Raw genomic sequence first — 23,450 nt, 5'->3', positions numbered from 1 at the left:
TGCAGTCGCGAGTAGCTTTCCTAATGTCCGGTCAAAAAAACGTCTGACGCGGCAGATCAGACCGGTGTGCGGGCTAGCGCCTCTTGAATGCCAGCTCAATTGCTATTCAGAGGCGACCAGCTGGAGCACCTCGTAGGTTTCGGCCACCAGTTCACGGCCGCCATAGCCGAAGTGGCATTTTGCGCCTTCGAGCTTGCCGGGATGCAAGCCGTCCTTCCAGGCGGCGCGGCACACGGGAAACTGTAGCGTCTCGTCCGTATTGTTGTCGCTTCGTACGACATCAGCTTCGTCGGTCACCGCAAGCGCTGACCAGACTTCGATGTCGCTCTCGGCCTTGGTCAGAACCTCAAATTCGTCCGACAGATATTCCGCGCCGTCAAAAGCAAAGTGACACATGAAGACGTGCACTTTTCCAGGATGCATCTTGCCTTCGATTTCAACCCGGCAGACGGGAAGTGCATGTTCATTTTCCAGGCCGCCCGAAATGGCGTCGTCCGGGATCGTGCCCTCGAAGTCAGTCCAGCCCGCGTCAGCCATGGCCGCCGCCGAGACTATCGCGGCGGCAAACGCGCCCAAGACGATCAATTTATGCCCGAACAAACCCATTGCGCGCCCTCACCTCACTTGCGCGGCAGTGGCCGCGCCTGCGTCCTCACTGTAAAAGACATTGCGAATGACGCATTCTTTTACCGAACGCTAGCTGAGGTCAACTGGCGGGATCAAACACTTGCCTTTGCCGACCTATTGCGATTTCAGCCCGGCGACGAGGCGTCTGGAGCGTAGGAAGATGGTCAGCACGGCGCCGAGACTGATCACGCCAAGCGCGGCGGGAAGTAGAATGTCGTGGCTTGACCAGAGCGGTTCGAAGATCGCGAGGGCGCAGGCTCCGGTCAGGACACCCATCCGGTGTTGCTTGGCCATCGGCCCGCCAAAGTCGGCGGGCAGGGCGTTGGCGCGGCCAAGCTCGCGGACATAGGCCACGAAGATCGCAAGTGCTGCCGCTACCAGGCCAAGCCAGGGCAGACCGCAGGCGATCCCTGCGCCGGTGAGCAGAAGGAAATCCGACACCCGGTCCGGAAATTCGTTCCAGAACGGACCGTCCTTGCCGCCTGCGCCATGCTCAACAGCGACCATGCCATCGAAGAGGTTGCAAAGAAGCCGCCCCTGAACACCGGCGATTGCAACCAGGAGGAGAAAGACGCGTAGCGCACCGTCAATGTGCGGCACCAGGCAGAAGGCGAGACCGCCGAGCGCAGCGAAGCCCATGCTTGCCACCGAAATCTGGTTTGGCGTCACGCGTCTAGCGGCCAGCCACTTGGCGGCCTGCACGGCCCAGCCGGAATTGCGTGATTTAATCGGGCGACGGATGTCGAGAAGCTCGTTGGTCATGCTGGAACCTTTCCCTCAGATCCCTTTCTCTGATGCCAGAGGCTATAGGAATAAATGATGGCATAAGTGAGAGCGACGCTGGCCGGAACGGCAATGGTCGCAAGGATTTCGGGTGTGCCCGCGAGGGCATGCACGCCGACCAGCACCGCAGTCGAAACCGAGCAGACCATTAGCGGCGGCGCCATGATCGAAACGGGTGCGGGCCCACCTGCAAACTGCGCCGACAGTGCCTCCAGACACTTCTTCATGACGAGCGTGATCAATCCCGACAGCGTGCCCTGGACAAGTCCAGCCAGAAGCATGTCGGGAAGGGGGTGGCCGCTATTGGCGAACACCGCCCAGCTTCCCATGGCAAGGAAAGCTCCCGCGACATGCGCCGCGCTGTGATTGAGAAATTTGTTGACACCAGAACGCTTCTGCATAAGAAGGCCTCCAACGTGAGTAAACGCTCACAAACTATTGAGGCTTAAACCATGGAATGGATATCTGCGCAACCTCTTCCGCTAGTTTTCGGATTTGCGGGCCTGCTTGGCCTGCTGGTGTTGGGCTCGCTCGCGGCGCTAGTCCTGCCAAAGCTGAAGCCGGGTGTGGCCGACGATCTCGGCCCACGCATGAAAAGCTGGTGGATCATTTGCGGCCTGGTTGGCGGCGCGCTCCTGCTCGGCTGGCAGGCGTTCACCATCCTCTTCGCCTTCATCAGCTTCATCGCGCTACGCGAATTCCTGACGCTCGCGCCGACACGGAAGGAAGACCGTCTGGTCGTCCTTTTTGTCTATTTCAGCGTGCTGATTGTCTATTGGGCCGTCTGGATCGACAATTTCGCCTATTTTCTGGTCATTCCGCCGGTCTACGTCTTCATCGCGACGGCCATGCTGATGGCCTTTGTTGGTCGCACCGACGGCTTCCTCGCGACAGCCGGAATCATGCAGTGGGGCGTCATCGTCTGCGTCTTCAATCTCGGCCACGTCGCTTTTCTGATGCGCACCCCGCTCGCGGAAGTGCCTGAGGCCGGCCCGGCTGGCCTTGTCTTCTTCCTGATCTTTGTGACCCAGTTCAACGATGTCGCCCAGTATTGCTGGGGCAAGCTTTTCGGGCGCCACAAGATCAGCCCCAAGGTCTCGCCCAACAAGACATGGGAGGGCGCGATTGGCGGCTTCCTGACGACGACTGTGATCTTCGTGCTGCTCGCGCCATACTTCACACCGCTCACTTTCTGGCCGAGCGTCTTGGTTGGACTTTTGCTGCCAGTGGCTGGCTTCTTCGGCGATATCACCATGTCGGCAATAAAGCGCGACCTTGGGGTCAAAGACACAAGCGGCCTCTTGCCTGGGCATGGCGGCGCGCTTGATCGCCTCGACAGCCTGATGTTCACCGCGCCGCTCTTCTTGCATGCGCTGGCCTATTTCTCACTGGAGCGTTTTTAAATGTGGCAGCTCATCCGACGGTTCATTCTCGTCTTCATCGCCAAGCCATATGCCATGCTTGTTATTGGCCTTGATGTTCGCGGACGGCAGAACCTGCCGACCAAAGGTCCCGCGATCATTGCTGCCAATCACAACAGCCATATCGACACGCTGCTTCTGCTCTGCCTCTTCCCATCGCGCAGCCTCAAGCAGGTCCGTCCGGTGGCGGCGGCTGATCATTTCCTCAAGACGCGGCTTTCAAGCTGGTTCTCGCGCAACGTGATCGGCATTATCCCGGTCAATCGTAAAGGTGCCGAGAAGGGCGAAGACGTCCTGGCAGGTTGCAAGGCGGCGCTTGCCAATAATGAGATCCTCGTGATCTTTCCTGAAGGTAGCCGCGGCGAAGCCGAAGAAATGGGCGCATTCAAATCAGGAATTGCCCGCCTCGCTGAAACCTTTCCCGAAGCGCCCATCGTGCCGGTTTACATTCAGGGCGCAGGGCGCGTCCTGCCGCGCGGCAAACGCATCATCGTGCCGTTTAATTGTAGCGCCATCGTCGGCGCGCCATTCAAATGGTGCGGACAGAAGGCCGAATTTATGGACCGGTTGCGCGCCACCATCGAAACCCTGCGGGCAGATGCCCCGCCGCTTCGCTGGCTTTAAAAGGAAGCAACAGCCATGATCTCGAACATCGTCACCCTGTTTCGCACAGGCCTGACTGTGCCACTTTTCGTAATGCTAATGCTGTCCGGACCCGGGATTTGGCCCCTCGGTCTGTTCCTGCTGGCCGGTTTGCTCGATATTCTCGACGGCAAGCTGGCGCGAGCGCTGAACCAGACTTCGCGTCTTGGCGGGTTGATGGATTTGGTCGGTGATCGCCTCCTGACGCTGTCGGCGGTCGCTGGTCTGCTTGCCAGCCAAAGCCTGTCAGCACTTGGGGCATCCGCTGCAATTATCCTTGTGGCGAGATGCGCAATCGTGGCGTCAGCAGGAGAAGCGCTCGGCGGACCGGACAGGCTCGCCGCATCAAAGCTTGAACATTTGAAGATCGCGTCGTCTTTCGCCGGGCTTAGCCTGGCGATGGCGCCACAATTCCTGGCCGACTTGCCCGTCGATCAAGCGATGATAGCCTACGTTTTCCTGTTGCTTGCAGCCGCGCTCTGCCTGCTGACCCTTGCCGACTATACCCGCCAGACGGTCAACTCGTTACAGACTGCCTGAAGCCCTGCATGCGCGCGATCGAGGCCTCGGCTTCGCTCATGATGCGTTCGACGATGGTTGCCACCGGCTCAACAGACTTCACGCCGCCAGCCGATTGCCCCATCGCGAAGCAGGATGTGTCCTCATTGAGCTTGGCTTCATCGGTAATGCCGCCAATGCCGCCGATCACGCCGGTTCGAGTTGAGTGAATGGCTTGCTGCGGGAAGGGTTGGATGTCTTCCGGGCGGCTTTCCCAGTCCTGGATGTACTCGTTGGTGCGACAGCGCATCGGCTTGCCAGAATAGCAGCGGGTCCGTGTCGTATCGGTGTCGCCCGCACCGACAACGGTGTTCTTATAGAGCTGCGCGGCGTGGGCCTCCTCGGAGGCAATAAAGCGTGTGCCCATCCAGACGCCGACGGCGCCAAGAGCAAGGGAGGCGGCCAGACCGCGCCCATCATAGATGCCGCCTGCCGCGATGACGGGAATATCGACAGCTTCGACAGCCTGCGCCACGAGCGGCATTGTGCCAACGAGGCCGGTATGGCCACCGCCTTCACCGCCTTGCAGGATGACGGCATCACAGCCGGCCTGTTCAGCTTTTACGGCATGTTTGACCGCGCCCCCGACGACCATGACTTTTACGCCAGCTTTCTTCAGCCGTTCCATGATGGGCATCGGTACGCCGAGACCTGCAACGAAGCTGTCTGCGCCATTATTGATGATGACTTCAACCGAGGCTTCGAGGCTTTCGGGGGAAGCTGCGAGAAGGTCCACACCAAAGGGTTTATCGGTTAACTCGCGGACTTTCTTCATCTGGCTTTCGATGAAGTCCGGCGTGGTCCCGGCCATCCCGAGCACGCCATAGCCGCCCGCGTTCGACATTGCGGCGCAGACCTCGGCATAGGAAACCCCGCCCATGCCGGCCAGCATGATCGGGTATTTCACGCCGAGAAAATCGCAGAGTGGGGTGTGGATGGCCATGGTGTTCCTCCTGATAATTCTTTCGGCAAACCTTTCGGTTTATCGGCCAGTTGCCAACCCGTCTCGCTGGGGCAATCCGCAATATTTTGGAACCATACCGGGCGTTCATCAATTGTTTACGCGAATGTGACGCGCAGGATCGACTGCGCATCTACGCAGGAGCAGATGATGAAATTCAGGATTGTCCTACTCGCAGTATCCGCGCTCATGATGGGGGCCTGCGGCTCCAATGATCAGGATATCAAGAGCCAGACCGCCCCTGAAGGATCAGCAGCGCCAGCATACGTCAATTCCGAGGACAGCGGAACGGATGTCACCGTGTCGACGCCGGACTCAACTGTCACTCTCGAGACCGATGCCCGCGAACCTTATGAGGGCGTCGTCGAGCAGGGAAATGTCGACAATGATCTCAATGCGTCAGGTGCAGAGGCTGCCGATACGCTTCAGACTCCGGAAGACGGCATGCCCGAAGTCACCACGTCCGGCAGCTCTCCGCAGTAAATTGGCCTAAAAGATCGAGTAGCCGCCATCGATGACGAACGTGCCGCCGGTATGGTAGGCCGACGCATCCGAAGCGAGATAAACTGCCGCCCCGCCAAAATCCTTGGGTTCACCCCATCGACGCACAGGCACACGGGAAATCACCTTGGTCTGGAAGACGTCATTGTCCTGTGCGTTCTGCGTCATGTCGGTCGCGATCCAGCCGGGAAGAATGGCGTTGGCGCGAATACCATAGCGCGCCGTTTCGACAGCGATGGCTTTCAGCATTGATATGAGGCCGCCTTTCGTCGCCGCATAAGCCTGGTTACGTGCGGCGCCCTCGATGGCTGCAAGTGATGCGACCCCGACAAGCGAACCACCTGGATCGCCAGCTTTGGCGCGTTCAGTGATGTGCTTGACCGCTTCGCGAAGCGTCCAGAACGCCCCATCCAGATTGACGGCCATGTTCTTGTTCCAGGTCTCAGTGTCCATCTCTGCGAAGCTGGAGGCCCCGAAGCCCACACCTGCATTTGCAAAGCAGGAATCGACGCGGCCAAATGCCTTGATGGTCTCGGCCATGCCGTCGACGACAGCTTTCTCATCTGCCACGTCAACGCTCCAGGCCTTGACGTCGCCGGTCCCAAGCTTCGATAGCGCTTCCACTGCCTCCTTGTTGGCGGCGTCCTTGCGGCCCCAGATTGCGACATGCGCATTGGATGCGGCAAGCGCCTCTGCCATTCCATATCCGATGCCGCGATTGCCGCCCGTTACGAGGGCAACTTTTCCGCTGAGATCAAAGGGTGCGTAAGCCATGATGACGTCCTCCAGACATTGTTTGAGCCCATAAAGTCCAGGTGAGGCCTTCGCATCAACTGTGACGATGGGGAAAGTAGATTTTTACGCCTTACAGACGTGTCGGAACATCGTCAAAGTGGCTCCCTTACAAAGAGCGCGTTCCTGGAATCTGATCCACAAGATCAAAGCCTGCAGAAATAATTCGCAGGGTCTCTGACCAGAGTTGAAGCGAGGGCAGCTCTTCTTTCGCAAAAAAGCGGGCTTCGGCAGCGTCGTCGCCCGCGATGGGCGTGCCGCGTCGCCAGATGGCAGCATAATCACACAAGACGTAGTGACGTGTAATCAGTGTCCCGGCGCGATTTTCGACAATCGCATCAACGACGTCGATAAGGCCGACAATGTCAGCCTCGACGCCTGTTTCCTCGCGCAGTTCCCGTGCTGCCGCGTCGATAGCGCGCTCGCCGGGCTCGATCCGGCCGCCGGGCAAGGACCATTCGCCGGTCATGGGCGGTGTCCCGCGCCGGATCAACAGGACGTGCCCTTCCTTCAGGCAGACGACGCCAGCGGCTGCCTGTGGCCTGAGGCCATCAGCCACTTTCCTGCCTTGCGTGTTGGCTTCATTTGCGCTCATGCCATCTGTCCCGTAGCCAGTCTTCTAGAAGGAGCCCTTATGGCGCGATCAGCTTCCAAACCAAAGCCCATCAGCCTTGCCCTTCAAGGCGGAGGGGCACATGGGGCTTTCACTTGGGGCGTTCTGGAGCGCCTGAGCGAGTGCGAAACGCTGGACATTCAGGCGATTACCGCGACCTCGGCGGGCGCGATGAATGCTGCCGCCTATCTCAGCGGCCTGCAAACGGGTGGCCCGGCCGGCGCCCGAGAGGCGCTGGAGACCTTCTGGCAAACCGTGTCTCGAAAGGGAAGTGTGATGGATGCGATGGGCGCATCGAGTGCCGCCGGCGATTTCATGGCGTCGAACCCTTTCACGACCTGGACACCGCACAATTTCGCGACTGCGATGACATCTTTTTTAAGCCCGTATGACCTCAACCCCTTTAATCTCAATCCTTTGAAGGAAGCCGTTCAGTCCACGATTGATTTTGACGCGGTGCGCCAATCAAGCGTGCAGCTTTTCATCGCCGCGACCAATGTCGAGACGGGCCGCGTGCGGATCTTCAAGGATGAGGAAATCACGATGGATGCGGTCCTGGCATCCGCTTGCCTTCCGCAGACCTTCAAGGCCGTCAAGATTGATGGAACGCCTTATTGGGATGGCGGATTTCTCGGCAATCCCTCGCTGTTCCCGCTCTTCTATTCCGAAGCGCCAAAGGACATTGTTCTGGTCACGCTGAACCCGATTGAGCGCAAGGGCACACCGCGCAGTGCTGGCGAAATCCAGGACAGGCTGAACGAGATTACCTTCAATGCGTCGCTACTGGGGGAATTGCGTTCAATCGCCTTCGTCCAGAAACTGCTGAATGATGGCCTTCTGAACAAGGCTGTGCGCAGTCATTATAGAAACCTGAACATTCACGCGATCCGAGGCGGCGAAGTACTGAGCGGGCTGAGACTGGAGTCCAAGTACGATACCAGTTGGCGCTTTTTGAATGAGCTGCGCGAGAAGGGCAGGGGACACGCCGAAAAATGGCTTGAAGAGTGCCATGACAGCATCGGCAAGACCTCAAGCCTCGATATTCACGAAGCGTTTCTCGGAAACTAGCTCGCTCCGGCGAGGTGTAGTGTCGTCAGCTTTGCTTTGCCGGCGCTGCGCTCATCGACGACTTCAAATCCATCATGTTCGAATGTCTCGGACCCGTCCGTTTCAACGACGCAAATGGCGTCAGCGGCCAGCCAGTTGCCATCGAGCAGGGTTTTCAGACACGGCTCAACCAGGCCCTTGTGATAGGGCGGATCGAGGAAGGCGAGCGTGAACGGCGCGCCGACGCCGGCGGGCTTCGGGCCGAGGTCTGTGGCGCTGCGCCGGTGGATGCGCGTGTTTCCAAACAGCTGAAAGCTTTCGATATTGTTGCGGATCGTACCGCGCGCGCCGCTATCGGTTTCGACGAACAGGCAGAAACTGGCGCCGCGCGACATTGCCTCAAAGCCCAGCGCGCCGGAGCCTGCAAACAGGTCGATGACCCGGGCGCCTTCCAGCTCTGGCGCCCAACTGGCGTGTGAGAGGACGTTGAACAGGCTCTCGCGCGCCCGGTCAGAGGTCGGGCGGGTATTCTTTCCCGGAGGCGCGGTGAGCGACTGACCCTTAAATTTGCCTGATATTATTCGCATGTTGAGGCGTTAGCACCCTCTGCTGGTGGCGAAAAGACGCGAAACGTGTATGTCCCGTTTGCATGAGTGAGATGATTGATCCCATGTCACGCGCAATCGAACTGGCGCGTCATGCCGAGCAGCTGGGCGAGGTGCCAGTGGGCGCGGTGATCGTCAACCAAGATGGCGAGTTTATCGGTGAAGGACATAACCGGCCGATCGGTTCACATGACCCGACAGCCCATGCTGAGATTGTGGCGCTTCGGGACGCGGCGGGCCGGGCGGGTAATTACCGTCTGTCTGGCACGACGATGTATGTAACCCTTGAGCCTTGCGCGATGTGTGCCGGGGCAATTTCGCTGGCGCGCGTGTCACGCCTCGTCTTTGCCGCGAGCGACACGAAAGGCGGGGCTGTGATCAATGGGCCTCGCTTCTTCGAGCAGCCAACTTGCCACTGGCGGCCGGCCGTCGAGCATGACGAAGGCCGGCAAGACGAAGTGGCCGCGATGCTGAAAGCCTTTTTTCGCGCCCGGCGAACTTGAAATCGCCCTATTTCGGCGGCTGAATAAGATTCTTCAGCGTTTTTGGGGGGCATTCATGAAAACAGGTATCGTGACACTCGGCTTGCTGCTTTTGCCGCTGGCAGCGTCTGCAGCTTTGCCGCCGCAATATCAGCGCCAGCGAGAGTTGACGCAGATCATTGAAAGCCCGGAAGTTGAAGACGCGCTTGATGGACGCCCGATCGACAGCGTCGCAACAAAGGGTGATGACGTTTATGTTGTGACGGCGGGGACATGTTCCGTTGTTGTGGAGATTGTCGACAGCAAAACCCTGCGCCCCTCTGGCTGGGCAGGACCGCGGCAGTTTGGTCTCTCCGTAGGCGAAGCGAATTGCGTAGATGGCAATGAAGGCTGAAAACCCTGTGTTTTCAGAGCGCTCACGGGCAGATCGGGCGCTGTTAACCTATTGTAATTAATAAATTAAATTACAGAAAGTGATGCTGATTAGCCACACATGCACAAGCTGCACTGCTGGCCTGGAACGAGGTCTGATTCCGTCTCGTTTCTGTCTCATCTTCGGTAATGATCGAAGAGTAGAGTAACAACAAATCAAGGAATCCTCCCATGTTGAAGACCTTTCTTATCGGCGCCACTGCAGCAAGCGCTCTGACGTTCGCTGGTGCCAGCGCACAGGCCCAGGACTATGGCAATGGAGCAGAAGACACCGGCTTCTATCTGCAAGGTGGCTACAGCTATCTCGACATTCAGCCGGATGGCGCAGAATCCGGCGTTGATACGAACGCGATCACCGGGCGCGCAGGCTATCAGTTCAACCCATATTTCAGCCTCGAAGGCGATATCACGACCGGCATCGATGATGGTGAGTTCGACTACAATGTCGACGAAGACGACTTCGATCTCGATGACAATAATGACGGCGACTTCAATGACCTTATCGCTGGCTCTGGCGATATTGGCCTGAACTATCTTGTTGGCGTTTATGCTCGGGCCTCCATGCCGGTCACTGACAAGCTCGATGTGTTTGGCCGCGCCGGTTATGCCTTCATCGATCTTGACGCTGATATTCAGACGCCGGGCGGCACAACGATTGCCACGGTTGAAGACTCTGAAGACGGTGCAGCTTTGGGCGCCGGTCTCAATTATGACCTGACCGAGAGCTGGGAGCTTCGCGGCGACTATACATGGTATGGCTTCGGCGAGACCGACACGCACGCCGCGATGATTTCGGCTGGCTACAAGTTCTAGCCAGACCATCACAAGGGGATGGAAAAAGGCCGGCACTCCAGAACGGGGTGCCGGCTTTTTGTTGTTAGAGCAGCCCTGCCGCGCGCGCCAGATAGACCGCGCCGATCACCGTCACGAGCCAGCGCATCCAGCGTTTGAAATTGACGTCATCCATCCGGTCCAGCACCAGCCCGCCGAGCCATGTGCCGGTCATCGACAGCGGTATGGCAAAAACGAGCAGGCCGAGCGGCGGCCAGCTGCCAACATTGCCCGCCGCCGACGCGCCGGCCACTCCAAGGCCAAGCAGCCCCTCGAGCGAGAAGCCCGTCGCTAGAAGGATGGGCGTGATCCAGAACGCGATCTTCACGATATGGGCGAGCACCTGCGTCGCCGACTTGGTCGCCACGATAGCCTGCCGTGTCATGTCGGTCCTGACGAACATGAGGTCGAGCAGCGGCCCCGAGACCCCCGCCAGCGTGTTCAGACACTGAACCGCCACAGCTGCGCCTTCAGCCTGATACGGCTTCTGGATATCGAGATCGATCATGGACCGCGGCACCCAGACAAGGAACGGCACAAGGCCGAGCATCAGGTAAACCATCGTCTTGTCGGGTCGCCACGCAACGAGGAACAGTATGCCAATCGCGACCACAGTCCCCAGTACATACCGCCCGAAAACCTTCCAGTCGACATGACCTCGAAGCAGCCATGCGCGCCAGCCATTTGACACGAGCTGGATGCACCCGTGCAGCACCATCGCAGATGCCACCGGCAAGAGCGCCGTCAGGACACCCATCAGGATGAGGCCGCCCGCCATCCCGAAAATGCCTGATATGAAAGCGGTGACGAGCGTCGCGATCAGAATGATTATTGCGCTCAGCCAGGACATGATGGTTGCTTTAAGGGCAATCAAAATGTTTAGCCAGATGGCCCTTACTTTTTCGCCGCAGAGATTTGATAATGTCAGACCAGACCCGGAATGGCCCTTGGACCGTGAAGTCCACCGAGACTTCGTTTCGCAATCCGTGGATCAGGGTCGAATCCAGTGATGTCATTCATCCAGATGGTAAGGATGGCATTTATGGCGTCGTGCGTTTCGCAAATTTTGCAACCGGGGTCCTGCCGCTGGATGAAGAGGGCTTCACCTGGCTGGTAGGCCAGCACCGGTTTGCCTTTGATGCCTATAGCTGGGAATTGCCGGAGGGCGGCGGACGCAAGGATACGTCACCGCAAATTTCAGCGGCGCGTGAGCTGGAAGAGGAAACCGGTCTGCTGGCGGCCAACTGGCTTGAGATTGGCCATTGGCATCTTTCCAACTCGGTCACCGATGAGCGGGCCTTCGGCTATCTCGCCTGGGGCCTGTCGGCTGGGCAGTCGGCGCCTGAATCGTCTGAAGAACTAGCGATCAAGCGGATCAAATTCGCGGACCTTCTGGCGATGTGCCTGTCGGGTGAGGTGACCGACGCTTTCACATGTTTGATGGCATTCACAGCCCGCGCTAAGGCAGAGGCCGGGGCGTATCCCGATGAGGTCGCTCAACTGCTGCTCGACGCGGGCTGAGCGGAGCTGTAACAGGCTGCAGCCATGCTAAACGTTCGAACGCTCTCCCGCGCCCACAAACTTGTCGGTCTTGTTATCGGGCTGCAACTCCTGTTCTGGACCGCAAGCGGGTTGTTTTTCACGCTGTTTCCGATCGAACAAATTCGCGGAGAACATTTGCGACGTGAACCAGTGCCTGTCGATCTCACCTCGCTGGAGACTCTCGCGCGGCCTGACGTTGAGCTTGCCGCGCAGCGTGTGGAGCTCAGGCAAGTCCTTGATCGTCCCGTCTGGCTGGTCAAAGGCGACGGCTGGTCAGCCCTTTATAATGTGGAGACAGGCGAGCAGCTATCGCCGCTCGGCGAGGCAGCTGTGCGCCAGATTGCACTGTCTGCGTGGGCGGGGGACGGAGATATTGCGTCGGTCCAGCGGGTCACCTCGCCGCCGCGCGAAGCTTTCAGCACCAAGCCGCTCTGGCGGGTCCAGTTTGAGGGCGCAGACAATGCGACGTTCTGGGTGGACGCTGAGGAGGCGCGGGTCACCGCCGTTCGGACGGCGAAATGGCGGGTGTTCGATGTGCTCTGGCGATTTCACATCATGGATGTCACTGGTGACGACCGGTTCGATAGCTGGTGGCTCAAGATCGCTGCGTTTCTGGGGCTTACATCGGTGATGCTTGGCATTGGCCTTTTGATCCAACGGGCGATGAAGGGCCGACTTTTGAAATAGCAGAAAGCCCCTGCAGGGTCGGTGCAGGGACTTTCGCTTTTCCATGTGGACCTTGGTTTAGTCCGGTTCGAAGGGATTAGTCCTCGGTCCAGGAAAACTCGTATTCGTAGTCTGCATTTTCTTCGAAGCGCTCTTTTTCGGCGTCCGACAGGGTCGGGTTGTCGAGCACGAAGGCTCTGACGTTTGGCGCATCCAGCTGATCTTGAGCGCCGATCACGCACAGGGCGCGGTGGGTCGTTCCGTCCTTGGCGCGGGTGCTGAGAATAACCGGCGTGGTCAGGCTCTCATCGCGATCGTTGCACTGGTCTGCCAGGTCTTCGATGACTTCGCCCGCGTCTTCGAGATCATCTTCGAGACCATCGGAGAAAGCTGCCTCGATGCGGGCTTCCATCTTCTCGCTCAGCATCTCCATTCTATCCGCTTTTTCTTCGACGCGGCTTTCAATGATCATAGCCATCTTTTCAGCGCGGTCAGCATGGGCTTCTGCCATCGCTTCGGCGCGTTCGGCATGAGCTTCAGCCAGAGCTTCGGCACGCTCCGCATAAGCCTCTGCAGCGGCCTCGACCTTTTCCATCTCAATTTCAAAAGCGTCTTCATCAAACTTCGAAATGAAGATTTCCTGATCTGGAAAGATGATCTTCACGCCGTTTTCGGTTTCGATGGTTTGCACATCGAAATCTTCGAGGCCGTCGATATCGAGATCAAATTCGATATTCATGTCACCGAGCGCGGCCAGGCCTTCAAGTTCGGACAGGCCTTCCAGCTCAGCGAGGCCTGCAAGTCCTGACAGACCTTCAAGATTCCCAAGTTCCAAACCGTCAATGTCGACGGCCCGTTGAATCTCTATTGAAAGTTTCTGCATTTCTTCTTCGAGATCAGACAGGTCCAGGTTCTCAACTTCTTTCAGGCGAGGCTCGAGGGCTTCGAACGGGTCGCTCAGCAGGACAAACTGACGATCTTCGCCCTCATTGCTGGAGGAGATCCGGTAATAGGTGGTTTTCGACTTACGCGTGACGCTGTCGCCGCCAGCAAGTTCGCTGGAGCCTTGATCCCGGGGCGTTGCAGAGGCGGCGCAGGAGGCTGTTGCCAGCAGGGCAGCGGAGCCAAGCGTGACGGCCAGGGTGGTGCCAAGAAGGCGCTTGCGGAGTGTGGGAGCGGTGTTCTGCATCAGGATTAGTCTTTCTTTTATAGGATGCGTCAGGGTCAGATTGGCGCCGCGAAAGGCACCGTCGGCCGGTCCAGCAAGGCGTGCTGCCTTGACGAGGGTCTGGCCGTAGGCAAACGCTGATGATGTTCCCGCCCGAAGCACATCAGCGTCACAGGCTGCTTCCTGATCGATGCGGAATGCCCGCAAGGCCAGGTGAGCCAGTGGGTTGAACCATTGCAGGGCCAGAACAAGCTGGGCCAGTTGCAAGGCAAAGAGGTCACCGCGCTTGACGTGCATGAGCTCATGGGTGAGCGCGTCACGCTGTTCTCGCGGGGAATAATCAGATTCGAACCAGGCCGGCAGGAGCACCACCGGGCGCTTGAGGCCTGTTACGAGGGGGCTGCCATTCAGAAGGCTGGTACGCACATCGAAGTCACGGCGTAGTTTGAGGCTGAGCGCGATCTCGCTCGCCATTTCATGCACGGTAGGGGAGGCGTCGTCGGAATCGCCTTCGATCAGACGGTGGAAGACAGATTGGCGCCACCAGGCAAATCCAAGAATAAGCACGATGCCTGCAATCCAGACTGGCATGAGCAGGCTGGGAACGCTTGCGAGCATGGAATCCAGCAATGAAGGCTCTGACACGGCCGTCGTGGCTGACGTCCACTCGATAGCTGGAGGCGTTGGCACGCTGCTAGCCGGTGCGTGTGTCACGGCGGGTGCTTGAATAAAAACGGGCTCTGCGACCGGCAATGGATCCGCTGGCGCCGCTTCGGTGGGGGCGAGCGCGCCAAAAAGCGACATGTTCGCTGGAAGTGGCGGCATGAATAGCCTGACCAATGGCACGAGCCAAAGCGCGTAAGCTGCTTTCGCGCCGAAGTGGCGGGCAAAGCGTCGCCGCACCAGGAGAACAATGCCGAACAGCACGGCGACGGCCAGGCTGGTCTGGAGGCTGTTCAGGACAAGCGGATTTACATTGAGCAAGATGTTCATTTCTTCAGTTTCCCCAACAGAGCTTCCAGTTCGGCAATGTCCTGCGCTGTCAGCCCCTCGGCATCGGCAAGATGTGCAACCAGTGGAGCTGCCCGACCGCCAAACATCCGATCTACGAACTGTTTGGCTTCTTTCTTTTGATACTCACCACGCTTGATTTCTGGCTTGTAGAGGTAGCGGCGGCCATCCGGCTCGGTGCTGAGGGCCCCTTTCTCCACGAGCCGCCCGACCAGCGTTTTGATGGTACGGATATTCCAGCTTTTATCGTCTTTCAGCGCTTCGGCAATTTCGGTGGCGCCGAGACCGGGCTCCTCCCAGAGCACATTCATGATTTCGAGTTCGGCTGGCGTGATCTGCATGATCCGGTCCCTGGTGATTACGTTTGTAGTCGATAGTTCCGATTACAGTTGTGGTCAATAGCGCAATTGTGAAATTTTCGAGGCAGGCTCTGCTAGGTCTGATTGGCACATGACCGAAGCGCCGAAGCGGCCTATGTTCATGTTATGGAAGATCGTGACATGGATATCGATGCGCCTGTCGCTGGCTCGAAAGAGATCGGCGCATTGGCGCATCTCTACCGGGCTGAGGTGTATCGCTCGACAATCTGGCGCCAGCGCCTCGACATGACGACAAACTGGGCCGTTGTGTCGACGGGTATCGCCCTTTCTGTCAGCTTTGCGAGCGCAACAGCCTCGCCTCTGCCCATTGCGCTGGTCGGCATGCTTTCAGTCATGTTCCTGTTCCTTGAAGCGCGCCGGTATCGCTATTTCGCGGTCTGGAAGTTCCGGGCCCGTCTGCTTGAACTTGCCGTCATGGTGCCGATTTTGCGGGGTGAGGGGGCAAGCATTCCACTGGACCGCGGCACAGCGCTCTCGGATGATTATCTGAGACCGAGGCAACGTATCTCAGCGATGCGGGCTGTCGGTCACCGCTTACGGCGCAACTATCTCTGGATCTTCACTATTCAATACGCATCCTATCTGGCGAAAATCTGGATTCATCCGATCGAGGCCAGTTCAGTGAGTCAGGCTCTGGAGCGGGCTCATGTCGGGGCAATCCCGGGCTGGCTGGCCGTCATAGGTGGCACCGGCTTGCTACTTGTCTTTATCTCGATTTCCGTCTGGACCTGGTGGGTCGAGCGCAAGGACAAATCGAAGATGTCAGACTATCTGGAAGAGGCGACGGACGAGTGATCCCTTGTGCGGCGCAGCAGAAACCATTTGCGTTTCGTGCAGCAAACCTTATGTCAGTCCCAGACGCCTCAGGCATCGATCAAGTGATCCGCGCGGGTTTACGCCCAACCGGTCTAGCGACTTTCCTAAAACGATCGTTGCCTTGCGAACCAAGTCCTGAACGCGCAACCAACCAGCCAGCAGAATGGTCTGCCGGTCTGGCCCAATAGCGCCTTTGTGCGGGACATGCTCGCCTGTCAGGCAAACTGAAAGACTATAATTGACCCATTTTTCTGATCTCGGCCTCGCCGAGCCAATCCTGCGTGCCGTTTCATCGCAGGGCTATGACAGCCCGACGCCAATCCAGCAGCAGGTCATTCCGGCCATGCTCGCGGGCAAGGACGTCCTGGGCACCGCACAGACCGGTACCGGCAAAACCGCAGCCTTCGTGCTGCCGATCCTTCATGCATTGAGCACTGAGAAGACCCGCGTATCCTCAAAAGGATGCCGTGCGCTGATCATGGCGCCGACCCGTGAACTCGCCATGCAGATTGTCGACAGCGTTCGCACCTATGGCGAAGGCTCACGCATCTCCGTGACGCTGGTTGTCGGCGGCCTCAAGATCAACAAGCAGATCAAGGCTATGGAACGCGGCGTTGATATTGTTGTCGCCACACCGGGTCGACTGCTGGACCTCGCGCAGCAACGCGCCATCCGCTTTGATGACGTGAAGATGGTTGTGCTGGATGAGGCCGACCACATGATGGACATGGGCTTCCTGCCTCAGATCAAGAAGGTTCTGGTCCAGCTTCCAAAGCAGCGCCAGACAGCCCTGCTTTCGGCAACAATGCCAACCGACATCCGCAAGCTGGCCGACCAGTTCCTCAAGAACCCGGTCAATGTTGCTGTCTCTCAGGAGTCCAAACCGGTTGAGCGTATCGACCAGAGCGTCCGCTTTGTGCCGCACGCGCAGAAGCGCGATGTGCTGACCGAGATCCTCAAAGGCCCGAAAGTCGATAGCGCCATTGTGTTCACGCGCACCAAGCGCGGCGCTGATCGCGTCTGCCGCCATCTGGAACAGGCTGGCCTCACCGCTGCTGCGATCCATGGCAACAAGAGCCAGAACCAGCGGACCAAGGCGCTTGACCTCTTCAAGGCGAAGAAGCTCACCGTGCTGGTCGCGACGGATATTGCTGCACGCGGTATCGATATCGATCAGGTCAGCCATGTCGTGAACTATGAGCTGCCGAATGTGCCGGAATCCTATGTCCACCGGATTGGCCGTACGGCCCGCGCCGGCGAAAGCGGTACCGCGATCACGCTCTGTGATGGCGAGGAACGCAAGCTGCTTCGCGACATCGAAAAGCTGATCGGCAATCGACTGCCCGGCAACGAGGCTGGCGCGGCTGAAGAGCCGATCAATGACAAGGAAAGCAAGAATTTCCATCCATCCAAGGATGGCCAGCGGCGCCGCAAACCGCGCTCTGGAAACCGTGCCGGCAATTCGGGTGGGCATCAAAGCCCGAAACGCCCGAAACAGCGCAGTCACGCCTCTTGACCAATTGGCGCTTTTCCTGTTGAAAGCGCCGCTTCAGGACGGGTGGTGCGGAGCCGCCGTTGTAATCGTGGGACCCATGAAGGCGTTCCACCGGCCCGCGTCGTAAAAGGAAGTATGCCATGTCACGTCGTCATTCGACGAAGTACAAGATCGACCGTCGCGTCGGTGAGAATATCTGGGGTCGCCCGAAGTCCCCGGTTAACAAGCGCCCAACCAAGCCAGGCCAGCACGGCCAGGGCCGTCGTCAGAAGGTTTCTGACTATGGCATGCAGCTCATGGCGAAGCAGAAGCTCAAGTTTCACTACGGTGACATCACCGAGAAACAGTTCCGCAAGACCTTCGATGAAGCCAACCGGATGAAGGGCAACACGGCCGAGAACCTGATCGGCCTGCTCGAAAGCCGTCTGGACGCATTTGTCTATCGTTCGAAATTCGTGCCTACAATCTTTGCGGCCCGTCAGTTCGTGAACCACGGCCACGTCAAAGTGAACGGCGTGAAGACCAATATCGGCTCTTTCCGTCTGAAAGCTGGCGACGTTGTCGAAATCCGCGAAAAGTCGCGTAACCTCGCCCTCGTTCTCGAAGCTCTCGGCTCGCCAGAGCGTGACCTTCCAGAATATATCGAAGTGGACCCAAAAGCGATGACCGCGACTTATGTGCGCGTGCCAGAGCTGATTGACGTGCCTTACGCCGTCAAGATGGAACCGGCCCAAGTCGTCGAATTCTATTCTTCGTAAGTTCTTACCGGACTTGCAGCTACGATCAGGCCGCGCTCCATTGGGCGCGGCCTTTTCTTTTGACCAAATCAAATCCTGCCGGAGTTTTTCATGTCACAACCGTCTATTACCGAGGTCCGCGCACGATTTATTGCGCAGCCGGGCGAGCCCTTCGATCTTTCCGCTCGCGACAGCGGTGACCGCGCCCTGTTTGAGGATAAGGACGATACAAAGGATGGGCTGACAGAGGATGGCAAGGCCATCGACCAGCTACAGAACCTGCTCTACGCCAATGGCAAGCGGTCTGTGCTCGTTGTGCTTCAGGGCATGGATACGGCCGGCAAAAGCGGCACGATCAAGAGCGTATTTGCCTACACCACGCCGCTCGGCATGCAGGTGAAGGCGTTCAAAGCTCCGTCCAAAGAAGAGCTTGCGCATGACTATCTATGGCGCGTGCATCAGGCCGTACCAAAGCGCGGAAAAATCGGCATCTTTGATCGCTCTCACTATGAGGATGTTCTCGTTGTGAAGGTCCGCGAATTCGCGCCCGCCGAAGACATCGAGCAGCGCTATGAGCAGATCAACCAGTTCGAGAAGCATCTGGTCGAGAACGGAACCGTGGTGCTGAAATTCATGCTGCATGTTGGATATGAAGAGCAGGGCATCCGCTTGCGTCAGCGCCTGATGGAAGGTCACAAATACTGGAAGTTCAATCCCCAGGACCTGGAAGACCGAAAGCTCTGGCCACAATTCATGTCCGCCTATGAAACCATGGTCCAGCGATGCTCAACCGAGCATGCACCATGGTACGTCATACCTTCAGACAGCCGGAAGCGCCGCAATGCTGCCATTGCCCGGATTGTGCGCGGTGCACTGGAAGAGCTCGATCTCGAATGGCCCCTCCAGCTACATCACCCGGACGACTTTGATATCGGCTAGGCGGGATTGCGGTGAGGACGCCTGTTGCCTAAGGCTGGACGTTCATTTGATCTGGGGAGACGTCAAAATGGCCCGACTGTTGAAATATATCGCAACGAGCACGGCGGCGCTGGCGCTAATATTGCCGGTTTCAAGCGCGGCTGAGCCTTATGTGGAGGTCGTGCACGACCAACTCGATGCCATGCTCGCGCAGCTCGAGTCGAGTGCAGAGGAGGCGGACGCAACGGCCATCTCGCTTGAAACGTTTGAAGACCTGCTGGCCTCCGATACAGGCCATAGCTATGAGGTCAGCACTGAAGCCGAGAGCAGCTATGCCGTGGTCGGCGCGTGCGACACCGATTGCGGGGATCTCGATATCATCATCACGAACGCGGCGGGCGAAACAGTTGCCGCTGACGAAACGGAGTCGGATGTGCCAGTGATCCTGTTCGATAGTGAAGAGGCCGCGACGTACACGGTGACCGCCAATCTTTACAACTGTGCGGCGGACACCTGTTACTACGGTGTCCGCCTTATCCAGTTGCAGGCTGACTAGGCAGGCCTGTCTCAGTTCTCGTTAGTTGACGGTTACAGAACCGCCACTGGACTTGTCGATGGTAACGTCTGTCGCGCCGCCGGAGACGCGGACACTGCCGCCGCTTGAGGCGTCTGCATTGACGCTTTTGCTGGCATAGGCGCGGATTGAGGCGCCAGAGGACACGTCCGCTGTCAGGCGCTCACACTGTACGCCTGAGGCATCAAGATCGGCGCCGGAGCTGGCATCTGCGTCGATTTCTACGCAGGTGCCGGACAGTTCAACGTCTGAGCCGCTGGAGGCTTCGACTTCCAGTTCGTCAGCGCGAATGTCAGATATCGCAGCAGAGGCGCCTGAAGAGACACCCACGTCGACGTCACCTGTGAGGCCGCTTCCTTCAGCGCTCGCGCCGGATGAGGCTTCAATGCCGTTCAAGGACGTGGCGACGACGCGCACAGTGTAGTCCGTACGACGTTTTCCAAAGCCCATCTTGAACTTTTTCGGGCGTTTCAGAACGAGCGCGCCCTCATCGACGTCGACCACGATATCGCTGAAATCGCCTTTGTCGTTCTCGACTTCGACAGATTGCGTATCACCGATTTCAAAGATGACATTGATGCCGCTCGACACGTCGATTTCGTCGAAAGTAGCAACGGAATAGGTCTGCGTTTCAGCAATGGCAGGGGCGGCGAAAACGGCAAGTGTCGTCGTTGCGGCGAGGAGTGATTTGAGTTTCATTTTGGCTCCAATGAAGAATTCGATTGACAGATGATTATCGAATAACAATACCAACAATTATCGTAAGTCAATAAGGAATTTCTCTATGACCCACCGTTTTACCAAACTTGCCATTGTCGGCTTGATGGCCGCGTCACCCGTTGTTCTGGGCGCCTGCGTCATTGTCGATGCAGATGAGCATACCGCTGCCAGCTGGGATCTCGACCGTGATTATGGATCTCTCAAAGGCGCTGAAGTTTCCGCCAATCAGATCACGGCGCGCGTATCGTCCAATGGATGCACAACGAAGGATTTCATCGGTACAGACGTCCGCAAATCCGGTGACGACAGCTTCACGGTCGGCTTCTTCCGCGAGAAGCAGGACTATTGCCGCGCCAATCTGCCCGACGGAGTCGAGCTGAGCTGGAGCTTTGAGGAGCTCGGTATTCCGAACGGGGCGGACGTTTCAGTTCGCAATCGCGTCGGCGGTTAGGCCGGCTCACCGTAGAGGTCATATTCGTCAGCGTCCTCGATACGGGCGCTGACGATATCGCCTTGCTTCAAGTGCCCTGCATTGGCGAGGTAAACCACCCCGTCAATCTCAGGCGCATCTGCCTTGGACCGGCCAAGCATTTCGCCATCAGCTTCGCCTGGCCCATCAATAATGACGTCTTGCACGGTGCCGATCTGGGCTTCGGCGCGCTCGGCGGAGACGGCGGCCTGCACGGCCATGAAGCGGTGCCAGCGTTCCTCTTTCACCTCTTCGGGGAGGTGGTCGCCCAGCAGTCGGCTATCAGCGTGCTCGACATTTTCGTATTTGAAACAGCCGGCCCGGTCGATTTTCGCTTCGCGGATAAAGTCGAGCAGGACCTCGAAATCCTCCTCGGTCTCGCCCGGAAAGCCGACAATGAAGGTTGAGCGGATGGTCATGTCCGGCACATCGCGGCGCCATTGCTGGATGCGTTCCAGCACGCGGTCCTGTTTGGCCGGGCGCTTCATCTGTTTCAGCACATTGGTCGAGGCATGCTGGAACGGGATGTCGAGATAGGGGAGGATTTTTCCCTCCGTCATCAGCGGAATGACCTTGTCGACATGCGGGTAGGGATAGACGTAATGCATCCGCACCCATGCGCCGAGTTCGCCGAGCCCGCGTGCAAGATCAAGGAAGCGCGTCTCATATTCCTCGCCGCGCCAGGTCTGCGGGGCGTATTTCACATCGAGACCGTAGGCGGACGTATCCTGGCTGATCACGAGAAGCTCATTCACCCCGGCTTTGACCAGGCGTTCGGCTTCGGTCAGCACGTGATGGATTGGACGGGACACGAGGTCTCCGCGCAGTTTCGGGATGATGCAGAAGCTGCAGCGATTGTTGCAGCCTTCTGAAATCTTCAAATAGGCATAGTGGCGGGGCGTCAGGCGCAGGCCCGCTTCCGGAACAAGATCGGTGAAGGCGTTCGGCGGCGGCGTCAGATGCGTGTGCACCGCGTCCATCACCTGCTCATACTGATGCGGCCCGGTCACGGCGAGCACTTTGGGGTACGCCTTCTGAATGACATCCGGCTCTGCGCCAAGGCACCCGGTGACAATCACTTTGCCATTTGCCTCAATCGCCTCGCCAATGGCTTCGAGGCTCTCATTGCGCGCGCTGTCGATGAAGCCGCACGTATTGACCAGCACAAGGTCAGCGCCCTGATAGTCCGGCGCGATGGCGTAGCCCTCAGCGCGCAACCGCGTAATGATCCGCTCGGAATCAACCAGCGCCTTAGGGCAGCCAAGTGACACAATGCCCACCTTTGGCTGGGATTTCGTGGTCGCTTTTGCCGGGGTCTCAATCAGTGTGCTCATGGGGCGGCCTTTACAGGATTGCGCGGGCAGACGGAAGCCGTGAGCTTCACCACTCAAGCGCGCTGTATGCTTGCTGGGACTGCGTGACCTCCTCGGCATAACAGCACCTTGCCTTGCAGGCGAGAACGGCAATTGCTTCGAGGGTGAGCAAGCGCGCCTTAATGGAAGTGCTTTGCACCCTGCGCGGACATTGTCTAAACTTCCCCAAGGGACTTTGGGGAGACACTACCGTGGGACAAATAACGCGCCTTCTGGCGTCCATTCTGACATGCGCGAGCTTGCTCGCCGCCTGCACCAGCCATCGCGGCGCGACAACAATCAGCCCGTCCGGTTATGCCTATAATGAGGCCATCGCGACGACCAAGAGCGAGCAACTCTTGCTCAACCTCGTCCGTCTGAAGTACCGCGACCCCATCGTTTTCATGGATATCGATGGCATCACGACGCAGCACCAATATGTGTTTGCCCTGTCGGCGGAGAATTTTCTTCCCTTTCAGAATGTTTCGCAGGGCGGCTCCACAGTGATCCCCGGTGCCAGTGTCAGCGAGACGCCGACAACGGTCTACAAACCCCTCGACAGCAGCCAGTTCGCGCAGGACCTGCTCGCCCCGATCACGCCTGAAACCATCGTCCTGCTTGCCAATTCCGGCTGGAGCGTTGAGCGGATCATCTCCTGCTGCATCGAGCGCATCGGCCCGCTCTCCAATGCTGCGAGCGTGTCAGGACCGACGCCTGCCGTCATTCCTGACAATTACGAGTTTCGGCAATTGGCGGGCCTGCTGCGTAGCCTGCAACAGCAGGAGCGCGTATGGGTCGACCGACTGAAGGGGGATGAGGGGGTCGGCACATATCTCGTCATAGACGATGATGAGGGCAGGTCCTGCGCCGCGCTGCTCGAGCTTCTCAAGACGAGCGACTGCGATGTGGAAATCGGCCTTGTCGCTAAGGATTCCGGCCGCCAGGTAGACCCTCACTACGCCCAGACCCGCACCGTGCTCGGCGCGCTGTACGCGCTATCGCATGCCGTGGAAGTGCCTGCCGCGCATAAGCAGGCGGGCCTGACGACCCAGAGCACCAGCAGCTCTTCGCGCACGCCCGACTGGCCGACCTATCTCGGCGGTGTCTTCAAGGTCCGATCGGGTGCGAGTGAGCCATCAGGCACAGCGGTGAAGATTTTCTACCGCGACCACTGGTTCTGGATCGATGACAGCGATCTGGATTCCAAGACCACGTTCAACCTCGTCACGTTCCTCCTGGCCCTGCAATCTGCCGCCAGCGATGGGGCTTCACCGCTCCTGACAATCAATGCAGGTGGTTGAGCGGGG

29 protein-coding genes are annotated in these 23,450 nt (G+C 58.4%); 17 read left to right on the top strand and 12 right to left on the bottom strand.

The genetic code is table 11. The features are described 5' to 3' along the window. Window positions 1-102: 102 nt before the first annotated feature. The 3 genes from B8783_RS11605 to B8783_RS11595 all read right to left on the bottom strand — a co-directional run bounded on the left by B8783_RS11605 (window position 103) and on the right by B8783_RS11595 (window position 1,811). On the bottom strand, window positions 103-537 hold the full coding sequence (locus B8783_RS11605; RefSeq protein WP_139792348.1) for a DM9 repeat-containing protein: 435 nt from the start codon (window positions 535-537) through the stop codon (window positions 103-105). A 204-nt stretch (window positions 538-741) separates the two neighbouring features. Beyond that, window positions 742-1,389 carry a CDP-alcohol phosphatidyltransferase family protein gene (locus B8783_RS11600; RefSeq protein WP_084420278.1) on the bottom strand — a complete coding sequence of 216 codons (648 nt, stop codon included), beginning with the start codon at window positions 1,387-1,389 and terminating at the stop codon, window positions 742-744. After that, window positions 1,386-1,811, bottom strand: a complete 426-nt coding sequence (locus tag B8783_RS11595; RefSeq protein WP_084420277.1) for a hypothetical protein — start codon at window positions 1,809-1,811, stop codon at window positions 1,386-1,388. Before B8783_RS11595 ends, B8783_RS11600 begins: the two co-directional genes overlap by 4 nt. Window positions 1,812-1,862: 51 nt before the next feature. On the opposite strand from B8783_RS11595, the gene B8783_RS11590 reads away from it, so the two are divergent. Genes B8783_RS11590 through B8783_RS11580 form a run of 3 tightly spaced genes read left to right on the top strand, consistent with a single transcriptional unit; the run spans window position 1,863 to window position 4,013 of the window. Then, window positions 1,863-2,813 carry a phosphatidate cytidylyltransferase gene (locus tag B8783_RS11590; RefSeq protein ID WP_084420276.1) on the top strand — a complete coding sequence of 317 codons (951 nt, stop codon included), beginning with the start codon at window positions 1,863-1,865 and terminating at the stop codon, window positions 2,811-2,813. Further along, complete coding sequence (locus tag B8783_RS11585; protein WP_084420275.1) at window positions 2,814-3,455, top strand: lysophospholipid acyltransferase family protein; 642 nt, start codon at window positions 2,814-2,816, stop codon at window positions 3,453-3,455. A 15-nt stretch (window positions 3,456-3,470) separates the two neighbouring features. Continuing rightward, window positions 3,471-4,013 carry a CDP-alcohol phosphatidyltransferase family protein gene (locus B8783_RS11580; RefSeq protein WP_084420274.1) on the top strand — a complete coding sequence of 181 codons (543 nt, stop codon included), beginning with the start codon at window positions 3,471-3,473 and terminating at the stop codon, window positions 4,011-4,013. Here the strand turns inward: B8783_RS11580 and B8783_RS11575 are convergent. Continuing rightward, window positions 3,991-4,974, bottom strand: coding sequence for an NAD(P)H-dependent flavin oxidoreductase (locus tag B8783_RS11575; RefSeq protein ID WP_084420273.1), 984 nt, complete (start codon window positions 4,972-4,974; stop codon window positions 3,991-3,993). The two genes, B8783_RS11580 and B8783_RS11575, sit on opposite strands and share 23 nt — an antisense overlap. 168 nt (window positions 4,975-5,142) lie before the next feature. Here B8783_RS11575 and B8783_RS11570 point away from each other — a divergent pair, with 168 nt between their 5' ends. Next, the gene (locus B8783_RS11570; RefSeq protein WP_139792347.1) at window positions 5,143-5,475 is read left to right on the top strand and encodes a hypothetical protein; all 333 of its coding nucleotides are present in this window, start codon (window positions 5,143-5,145) and stop codon (window positions 5,473-5,475) included. Between the two features lie 6 nt (window positions 5,476-5,481). On the opposite strand, the gene B8783_RS11565 is transcribed toward B8783_RS11570, so the two are convergent. Together B8783_RS11565 and B8783_RS11560 are read right to left on the bottom strand one after the other, a co-directional pair. Then, window positions 5,482-6,267: an SDR family NAD(P)-dependent oxidoreductase gene (locus B8783_RS11565; protein WP_084420271.1), complete on the bottom strand. Its 786-nt coding sequence runs from the start codon at window positions 6,265-6,267 to the stop codon at window positions 5,482-5,484. 127 nt (window positions 6,268-6,394) lie between these two features. After that, window positions 6,395-6,880 carry an NUDIX hydrolase gene (locus B8783_RS11560; protein WP_084420270.1) on the bottom strand — a complete coding sequence of 162 codons (486 nt, stop codon included), beginning with the start codon at window positions 6,878-6,880 and terminating at the stop codon, window positions 6,395-6,397. 39 nt (window positions 6,881-6,919) lie between these two features. Here B8783_RS11560 and B8783_RS11555 point away from each other — a divergent pair, with 39 nt between their 5' ends. After that, entirely contained in the window at window positions 6,920-7,966 is a 1,047-nt protein-coding gene (locus B8783_RS11555) for a patatin-like phospholipase family protein (RefSeq protein ID WP_084420269.1), read from the top strand. On the opposite strand, the gene rsmD is transcribed toward B8783_RS11555, so the two are convergent. Then, on the bottom strand, window positions 7,963-8,532 hold the full coding sequence (gene rsmD, locus B8783_RS11550; protein WP_084420268.1) for a 16S rRNA (guanine(966)-N(2))-methyltransferase RsmD: 570 nt from the start codon (window positions 8,530-8,532) through the stop codon (window positions 7,963-7,965). The genes B8783_RS11555 and rsmD overlap by 4 nt on opposite strands. A gap of 83 nt (window positions 8,533-8,615) precedes the next feature. On the opposite strand from rsmD, the gene tadA reads away from it, so the two are divergent. From tadA to B8783_RS11535, 3 genes are all read left to right on the top strand, one after another. Then, entirely contained in the window at window positions 8,616-9,053 is a 438-nt protein-coding gene (tadA, locus tag B8783_RS11545) for a tRNA adenosine(34) deaminase TadA (RefSeq protein ID WP_084422075.1), read from the top strand. Window positions 9,054-9,108: 55 nt separating this feature from the next. Then, on the top strand, window positions 9,109-9,426 hold the full coding sequence (locus B8783_RS11540) for a hypothetical protein (protein ID WP_084420267.1): 318 nt from the start codon (window positions 9,109-9,111) through the stop codon (window positions 9,424-9,426). Between the two features lie 209 nt (window positions 9,427-9,635). Beyond that, on the top strand, window positions 9,636-10,277 hold the full coding sequence (locus tag B8783_RS11535) for a porin family protein (RefSeq protein WP_084420266.1): 642 nt from the start codon (window positions 9,636-9,638) through the stop codon (window positions 10,275-10,277). 64 nt (window positions 10,278-10,341) lie between these two features. Here B8783_RS11535 and B8783_RS11530 read toward each other — a convergent pair whose 3' ends face one another. Further along, window positions 10,342-11,145, bottom strand: coding sequence for a TSUP family transporter (locus B8783_RS11530; protein ID WP_084422074.1), 804 nt, complete (start codon window positions 11,143-11,145; stop codon window positions 10,342-10,344). A gap of 71 nt (window positions 11,146-11,216) precedes the next feature. On the opposite strand from B8783_RS11530, the gene B8783_RS11525 reads away from it, so the two are divergent. Together B8783_RS11525 and B8783_RS11520 are read left to right on the top strand one after the other, a co-directional pair. Then, entirely contained in the window at window positions 11,217-11,816 is a 600-nt protein-coding gene (locus tag B8783_RS11525) for an NUDIX domain-containing protein (RefSeq protein ID WP_084420265.1), read from the top strand. Between the two features lie 24 nt (window positions 11,817-11,840). After that, window positions 11,841-12,524 carry a hypothetical protein gene (locus B8783_RS11520; protein WP_084420264.1) on the top strand — a complete coding sequence of 228 codons (684 nt, stop codon included), beginning with the start codon at window positions 11,841-11,843 and terminating at the stop codon, window positions 12,522-12,524. Window positions 12,525-12,600: 76 nt separating this feature from the next. Here the strand turns inward: B8783_RS11520 and B8783_RS11515 are convergent, their stop codons facing one another. Then, entirely contained in the window at window positions 12,601-14,664 is a 2,064-nt protein-coding gene (locus B8783_RS11515) for a M56 family metallopeptidase (protein WP_084420263.1), read from the bottom strand. Beyond that, entirely contained in the window at window positions 14,661-15,023 is a 363-nt protein-coding gene (locus B8783_RS11510; protein ID WP_084420262.1) for a BlaI/MecI/CopY family transcriptional regulator, read from the bottom strand. Before B8783_RS11510 ends, B8783_RS11515 begins: the two co-directional genes overlap by 4 nt. Window positions 15,024-15,125: 102 nt before the next feature. Here B8783_RS11510 and B8783_RS11505 point away from each other — a divergent pair, with 102 nt between their 5' ends. The 5 genes from B8783_RS11505 to B8783_RS11485 all read left to right on the top strand — a co-directional run bounded on the left by B8783_RS11505 (window position 15,126) and on the right by B8783_RS11485 (window position 19,584). Continuing rightward, the gene (locus tag B8783_RS11505; protein WP_233355760.1) at window positions 15,126-15,857 is read left to right on the top strand and encodes a DUF2270 domain-containing protein; all 732 of its coding nucleotides are present in this window, start codon (window positions 15,126-15,128) and stop codon (window positions 15,855-15,857) included. Between the two features lie 259 nt (window positions 15,858-16,116). After that, complete coding sequence (locus B8783_RS11500) at window positions 16,117-17,394, top strand: DEAD/DEAH box helicase (protein WP_084420261.1); 1,278 nt, start codon at window positions 16,117-16,119, stop codon at window positions 17,392-17,394. 119 nt (window positions 17,395-17,513) lie between these two features. Next, on the top strand, window positions 17,514-18,131 hold the full coding sequence (gene rpsD, locus B8783_RS11495) for a 30S ribosomal protein S4 (protein WP_084420260.1): 618 nt from the start codon (window positions 17,514-17,516) through the stop codon (window positions 18,129-18,131). A gap of 90 nt (window positions 18,132-18,221) precedes the next feature. Further along, window positions 18,222-19,049, top strand: a complete 828-nt coding sequence (locus B8783_RS11490) for a PPK2 family polyphosphate kinase (RefSeq protein ID WP_084420259.1) — start codon at window positions 18,222-18,224, stop codon at window positions 19,047-19,049. Between the two features lie 67 nt (window positions 19,050-19,116). Then, window positions 19,117-19,584: a hypothetical protein gene (locus B8783_RS11485; RefSeq protein ID WP_084420258.1), complete on the top strand. Its 468-nt coding sequence runs from the start codon at window positions 19,117-19,119 to the stop codon at window positions 19,582-19,584. 21 nt (window positions 19,585-19,605) lie between these two features. Here the strand turns inward: B8783_RS11485 and B8783_RS11480 are convergent, their stop codons facing one another. Continuing rightward, complete coding sequence (locus B8783_RS11480; protein ID WP_139792346.1) at window positions 19,606-20,301, bottom strand: head GIN domain-containing protein; 696 nt, start codon at window positions 20,299-20,301, stop codon at window positions 19,606-19,608. Between the two features lie 85 nt (window positions 20,302-20,386). Between B8783_RS11480 and B8783_RS11475 the strand changes: the two genes are divergently transcribed. After that, on the top strand, window positions 20,387-20,773 hold the full coding sequence (locus B8783_RS11475) for a hypothetical protein (protein WP_084420256.1): 387 nt from the start codon (window positions 20,387-20,389) through the stop codon (window positions 20,771-20,773). Here B8783_RS11475 and rimO read toward each other — a convergent pair. Then, window positions 20,770-22,125 (bottom strand): 30S ribosomal protein S12 methylthiotransferase RimO, encoded by a 1,356-nt coding sequence (gene rimO, locus B8783_RS11470; protein ID WP_084420255.1) that lies wholly within the window; start codon window positions 22,123-22,125, stop codon window positions 20,770-20,772. The two genes, B8783_RS11475 and rimO, sit on opposite strands and share 4 nt — an antisense overlap. 230 nt (window positions 22,126-22,355) lie before the next feature. Between rimO and B8783_RS11465 the strand changes: the two genes are divergently transcribed. After that, window positions 22,356-23,444 (top strand): hypothetical protein, encoded by a 1,089-nt coding sequence (locus B8783_RS11465; protein WP_084420254.1) that lies wholly within the window; start codon window positions 22,356-22,358, stop codon window positions 23,442-23,444. Window positions 23,445-23,450: the final 6 nt, after the last annotated feature.

Source organism: Henriciella litoralis (genome assembly GCF_002088935.1).
GTDB lineage: Bacteria > Pseudomonadota > Alphaproteobacteria > Caulobacterales > Hyphomonadaceae > Henriciella > Henriciella litoralis.
Note: the sequence above shows the minus strand (reverse complement) of the source record. Positions and strands in the feature narration are given on the sequence as shown.

What these genes read in the sequence shown, in the direction of transcription:
- B8783_RS11605 (WP_139792348.1), bottom strand. Translation starts at nt 537, where the DNA reads ATGGCTGACGCGGGCTGGACTGACTTCGAGGGCACGATCCCGGACGAC.
- B8783_RS11600 (WP_084420278.1), bottom strand. Translation starts at nt 1,389, where the DNA reads ATGACCAACGAGCTTCTCGACATCCGTCGCCCGATTAAATCACGCAAT.
- B8783_RS11595 (WP_084420277.1), bottom strand. Translation starts at nt 1,811, where the DNA reads ATGCAGAAGCGTTCTGGTGTCAACAAATTTCTCAATCACAGCGCGGCG.
- B8783_RS11590 (WP_084420276.1), top strand. Translation starts at nt 1,863, where the DNA reads ATGGAATGGATATCTGCGCAACCTCTTCCGCTAGTTTTCGGATTTGCG.
- B8783_RS11585 (WP_084420275.1), top strand. Translation starts at nt 2,814, where the DNA reads ATGTGGCAGCTCATCCGACGGTTCATTCTCGTCTTCATCGCCAAGCCA.
- B8783_RS11580 (WP_084420274.1), top strand. Translation starts at nt 3,471, where the DNA reads ATGATCTCGAACATCGTCACCCTGTTTCGCACAGGCCTGACTGTGCCA.
- B8783_RS11575 (WP_084420273.1), bottom strand. Translation starts at nt 4,974, where the DNA reads ATGGCCATCCACACCCCACTCTGCGATTTTCTCGGCGTGAAATACCCG.
- B8783_RS11570 (WP_139792347.1), top strand. Translation starts at nt 5,143, where the DNA reads ATGAAATTCAGGATTGTCCTACTCGCAGTATCCGCGCTCATGATGGGG.
- B8783_RS11565 (WP_084420271.1), bottom strand. Translation starts at nt 6,267, where the DNA reads ATGGCTTACGCACCCTTTGATCTCAGCGGAAAAGTTGCCCTCGTAACG.
- B8783_RS11560 (WP_084420270.1), bottom strand. Translation starts at nt 6,880, where the DNA reads ATGAGCGCAAATGAAGCCAACACGCAAGGCAGGAAAGTGGCTGATGGC.
- B8783_RS11555 (WP_084420269.1), top strand. Translation starts at nt 6,920, where the DNA reads ATGGCGCGATCAGCTTCCAAACCAAAGCCCATCAGCCTTGCCCTTCAA.
- rsmD (WP_084420268.1), bottom strand. Translation starts at nt 8,532, where the DNA reads ATGCGAATAATATCAGGCAAATTTAAGGGTCAGTCGCTCACCGCGCCT.
- tadA (WP_084422075.1), top strand. Translation starts at nt 8,616, where the DNA reads ATGTCACGCGCAATCGAACTGGCGCGTCATGCCGAGCAGCTGGGCGAG.
- B8783_RS11540 (WP_084420267.1), top strand. Translation starts at nt 9,109, where the DNA reads ATGAAAACAGGTATCGTGACACTCGGCTTGCTGCTTTTGCCGCTGGCA.
- B8783_RS11535 (WP_084420266.1), top strand. Translation starts at nt 9,636, where the DNA reads ATGTTGAAGACCTTTCTTATCGGCGCCACTGCAGCAAGCGCTCTGACG.
- B8783_RS11530 (WP_084422074.1), bottom strand. Translation starts at nt 11,145, where the DNA reads ATGTCCTGGCTGAGCGCAATAATCATTCTGATCGCGACGCTCGTCACC.
- B8783_RS11525 (WP_084420265.1), top strand. Translation starts at nt 11,217, where the DNA reads ATGTCAGACCAGACCCGGAATGGCCCTTGGACCGTGAAGTCCACCGAG.
- B8783_RS11520 (WP_084420264.1), top strand. Translation starts at nt 11,841, where the DNA reads ATGCTAAACGTTCGAACGCTCTCCCGCGCCCACAAACTTGTCGGTCTT.
- B8783_RS11515 (WP_084420263.1), bottom strand. Translation starts at nt 14,664, where the DNA reads ATGAACATCTTGCTCAATGTAAATCCGCTTGTCCTGAACAGCCTCCAG.
- B8783_RS11510 (WP_084420262.1), bottom strand. Translation starts at nt 15,023, where the DNA reads ATGCAGATCACGCCAGCCGAACTCGAAATCATGAATGTGCTCTGGGAG.
- rpsD (WP_084420260.1), top strand. Translation starts at nt 17,514, where the DNA reads ATGTCACGTCGTCATTCGACGAAGTACAAGATCGACCGTCGCGTCGGT.
- B8783_RS11490 (WP_084420259.1), top strand. Translation starts at nt 18,222, where the DNA reads ATGTCACAACCGTCTATTACCGAGGTCCGCGCACGATTTATTGCGCAG.
- B8783_RS11485 (WP_084420258.1), top strand. Translation starts at nt 19,117, where the DNA reads ATGGCCCGACTGTTGAAATATATCGCAACGAGCACGGCGGCGCTGGCG.
- B8783_RS11480 (WP_139792346.1), bottom strand. Translation starts at nt 20,301, where the DNA reads ATGAAACTCAAATCACTCCTCGCCGCAACGACGACACTTGCCGTTTTC.
- B8783_RS11475 (WP_084420256.1), top strand. Translation starts at nt 20,387, where the DNA reads ATGACCCACCGTTTTACCAAACTTGCCATTGTCGGCTTGATGGCCGCG.
- rimO (WP_084420255.1), bottom strand. Translation starts at nt 22,125, where the DNA reads ATGAGCACACTGATTGAGACCCCGGCAAAAGCGACCACGAAATCCCAG.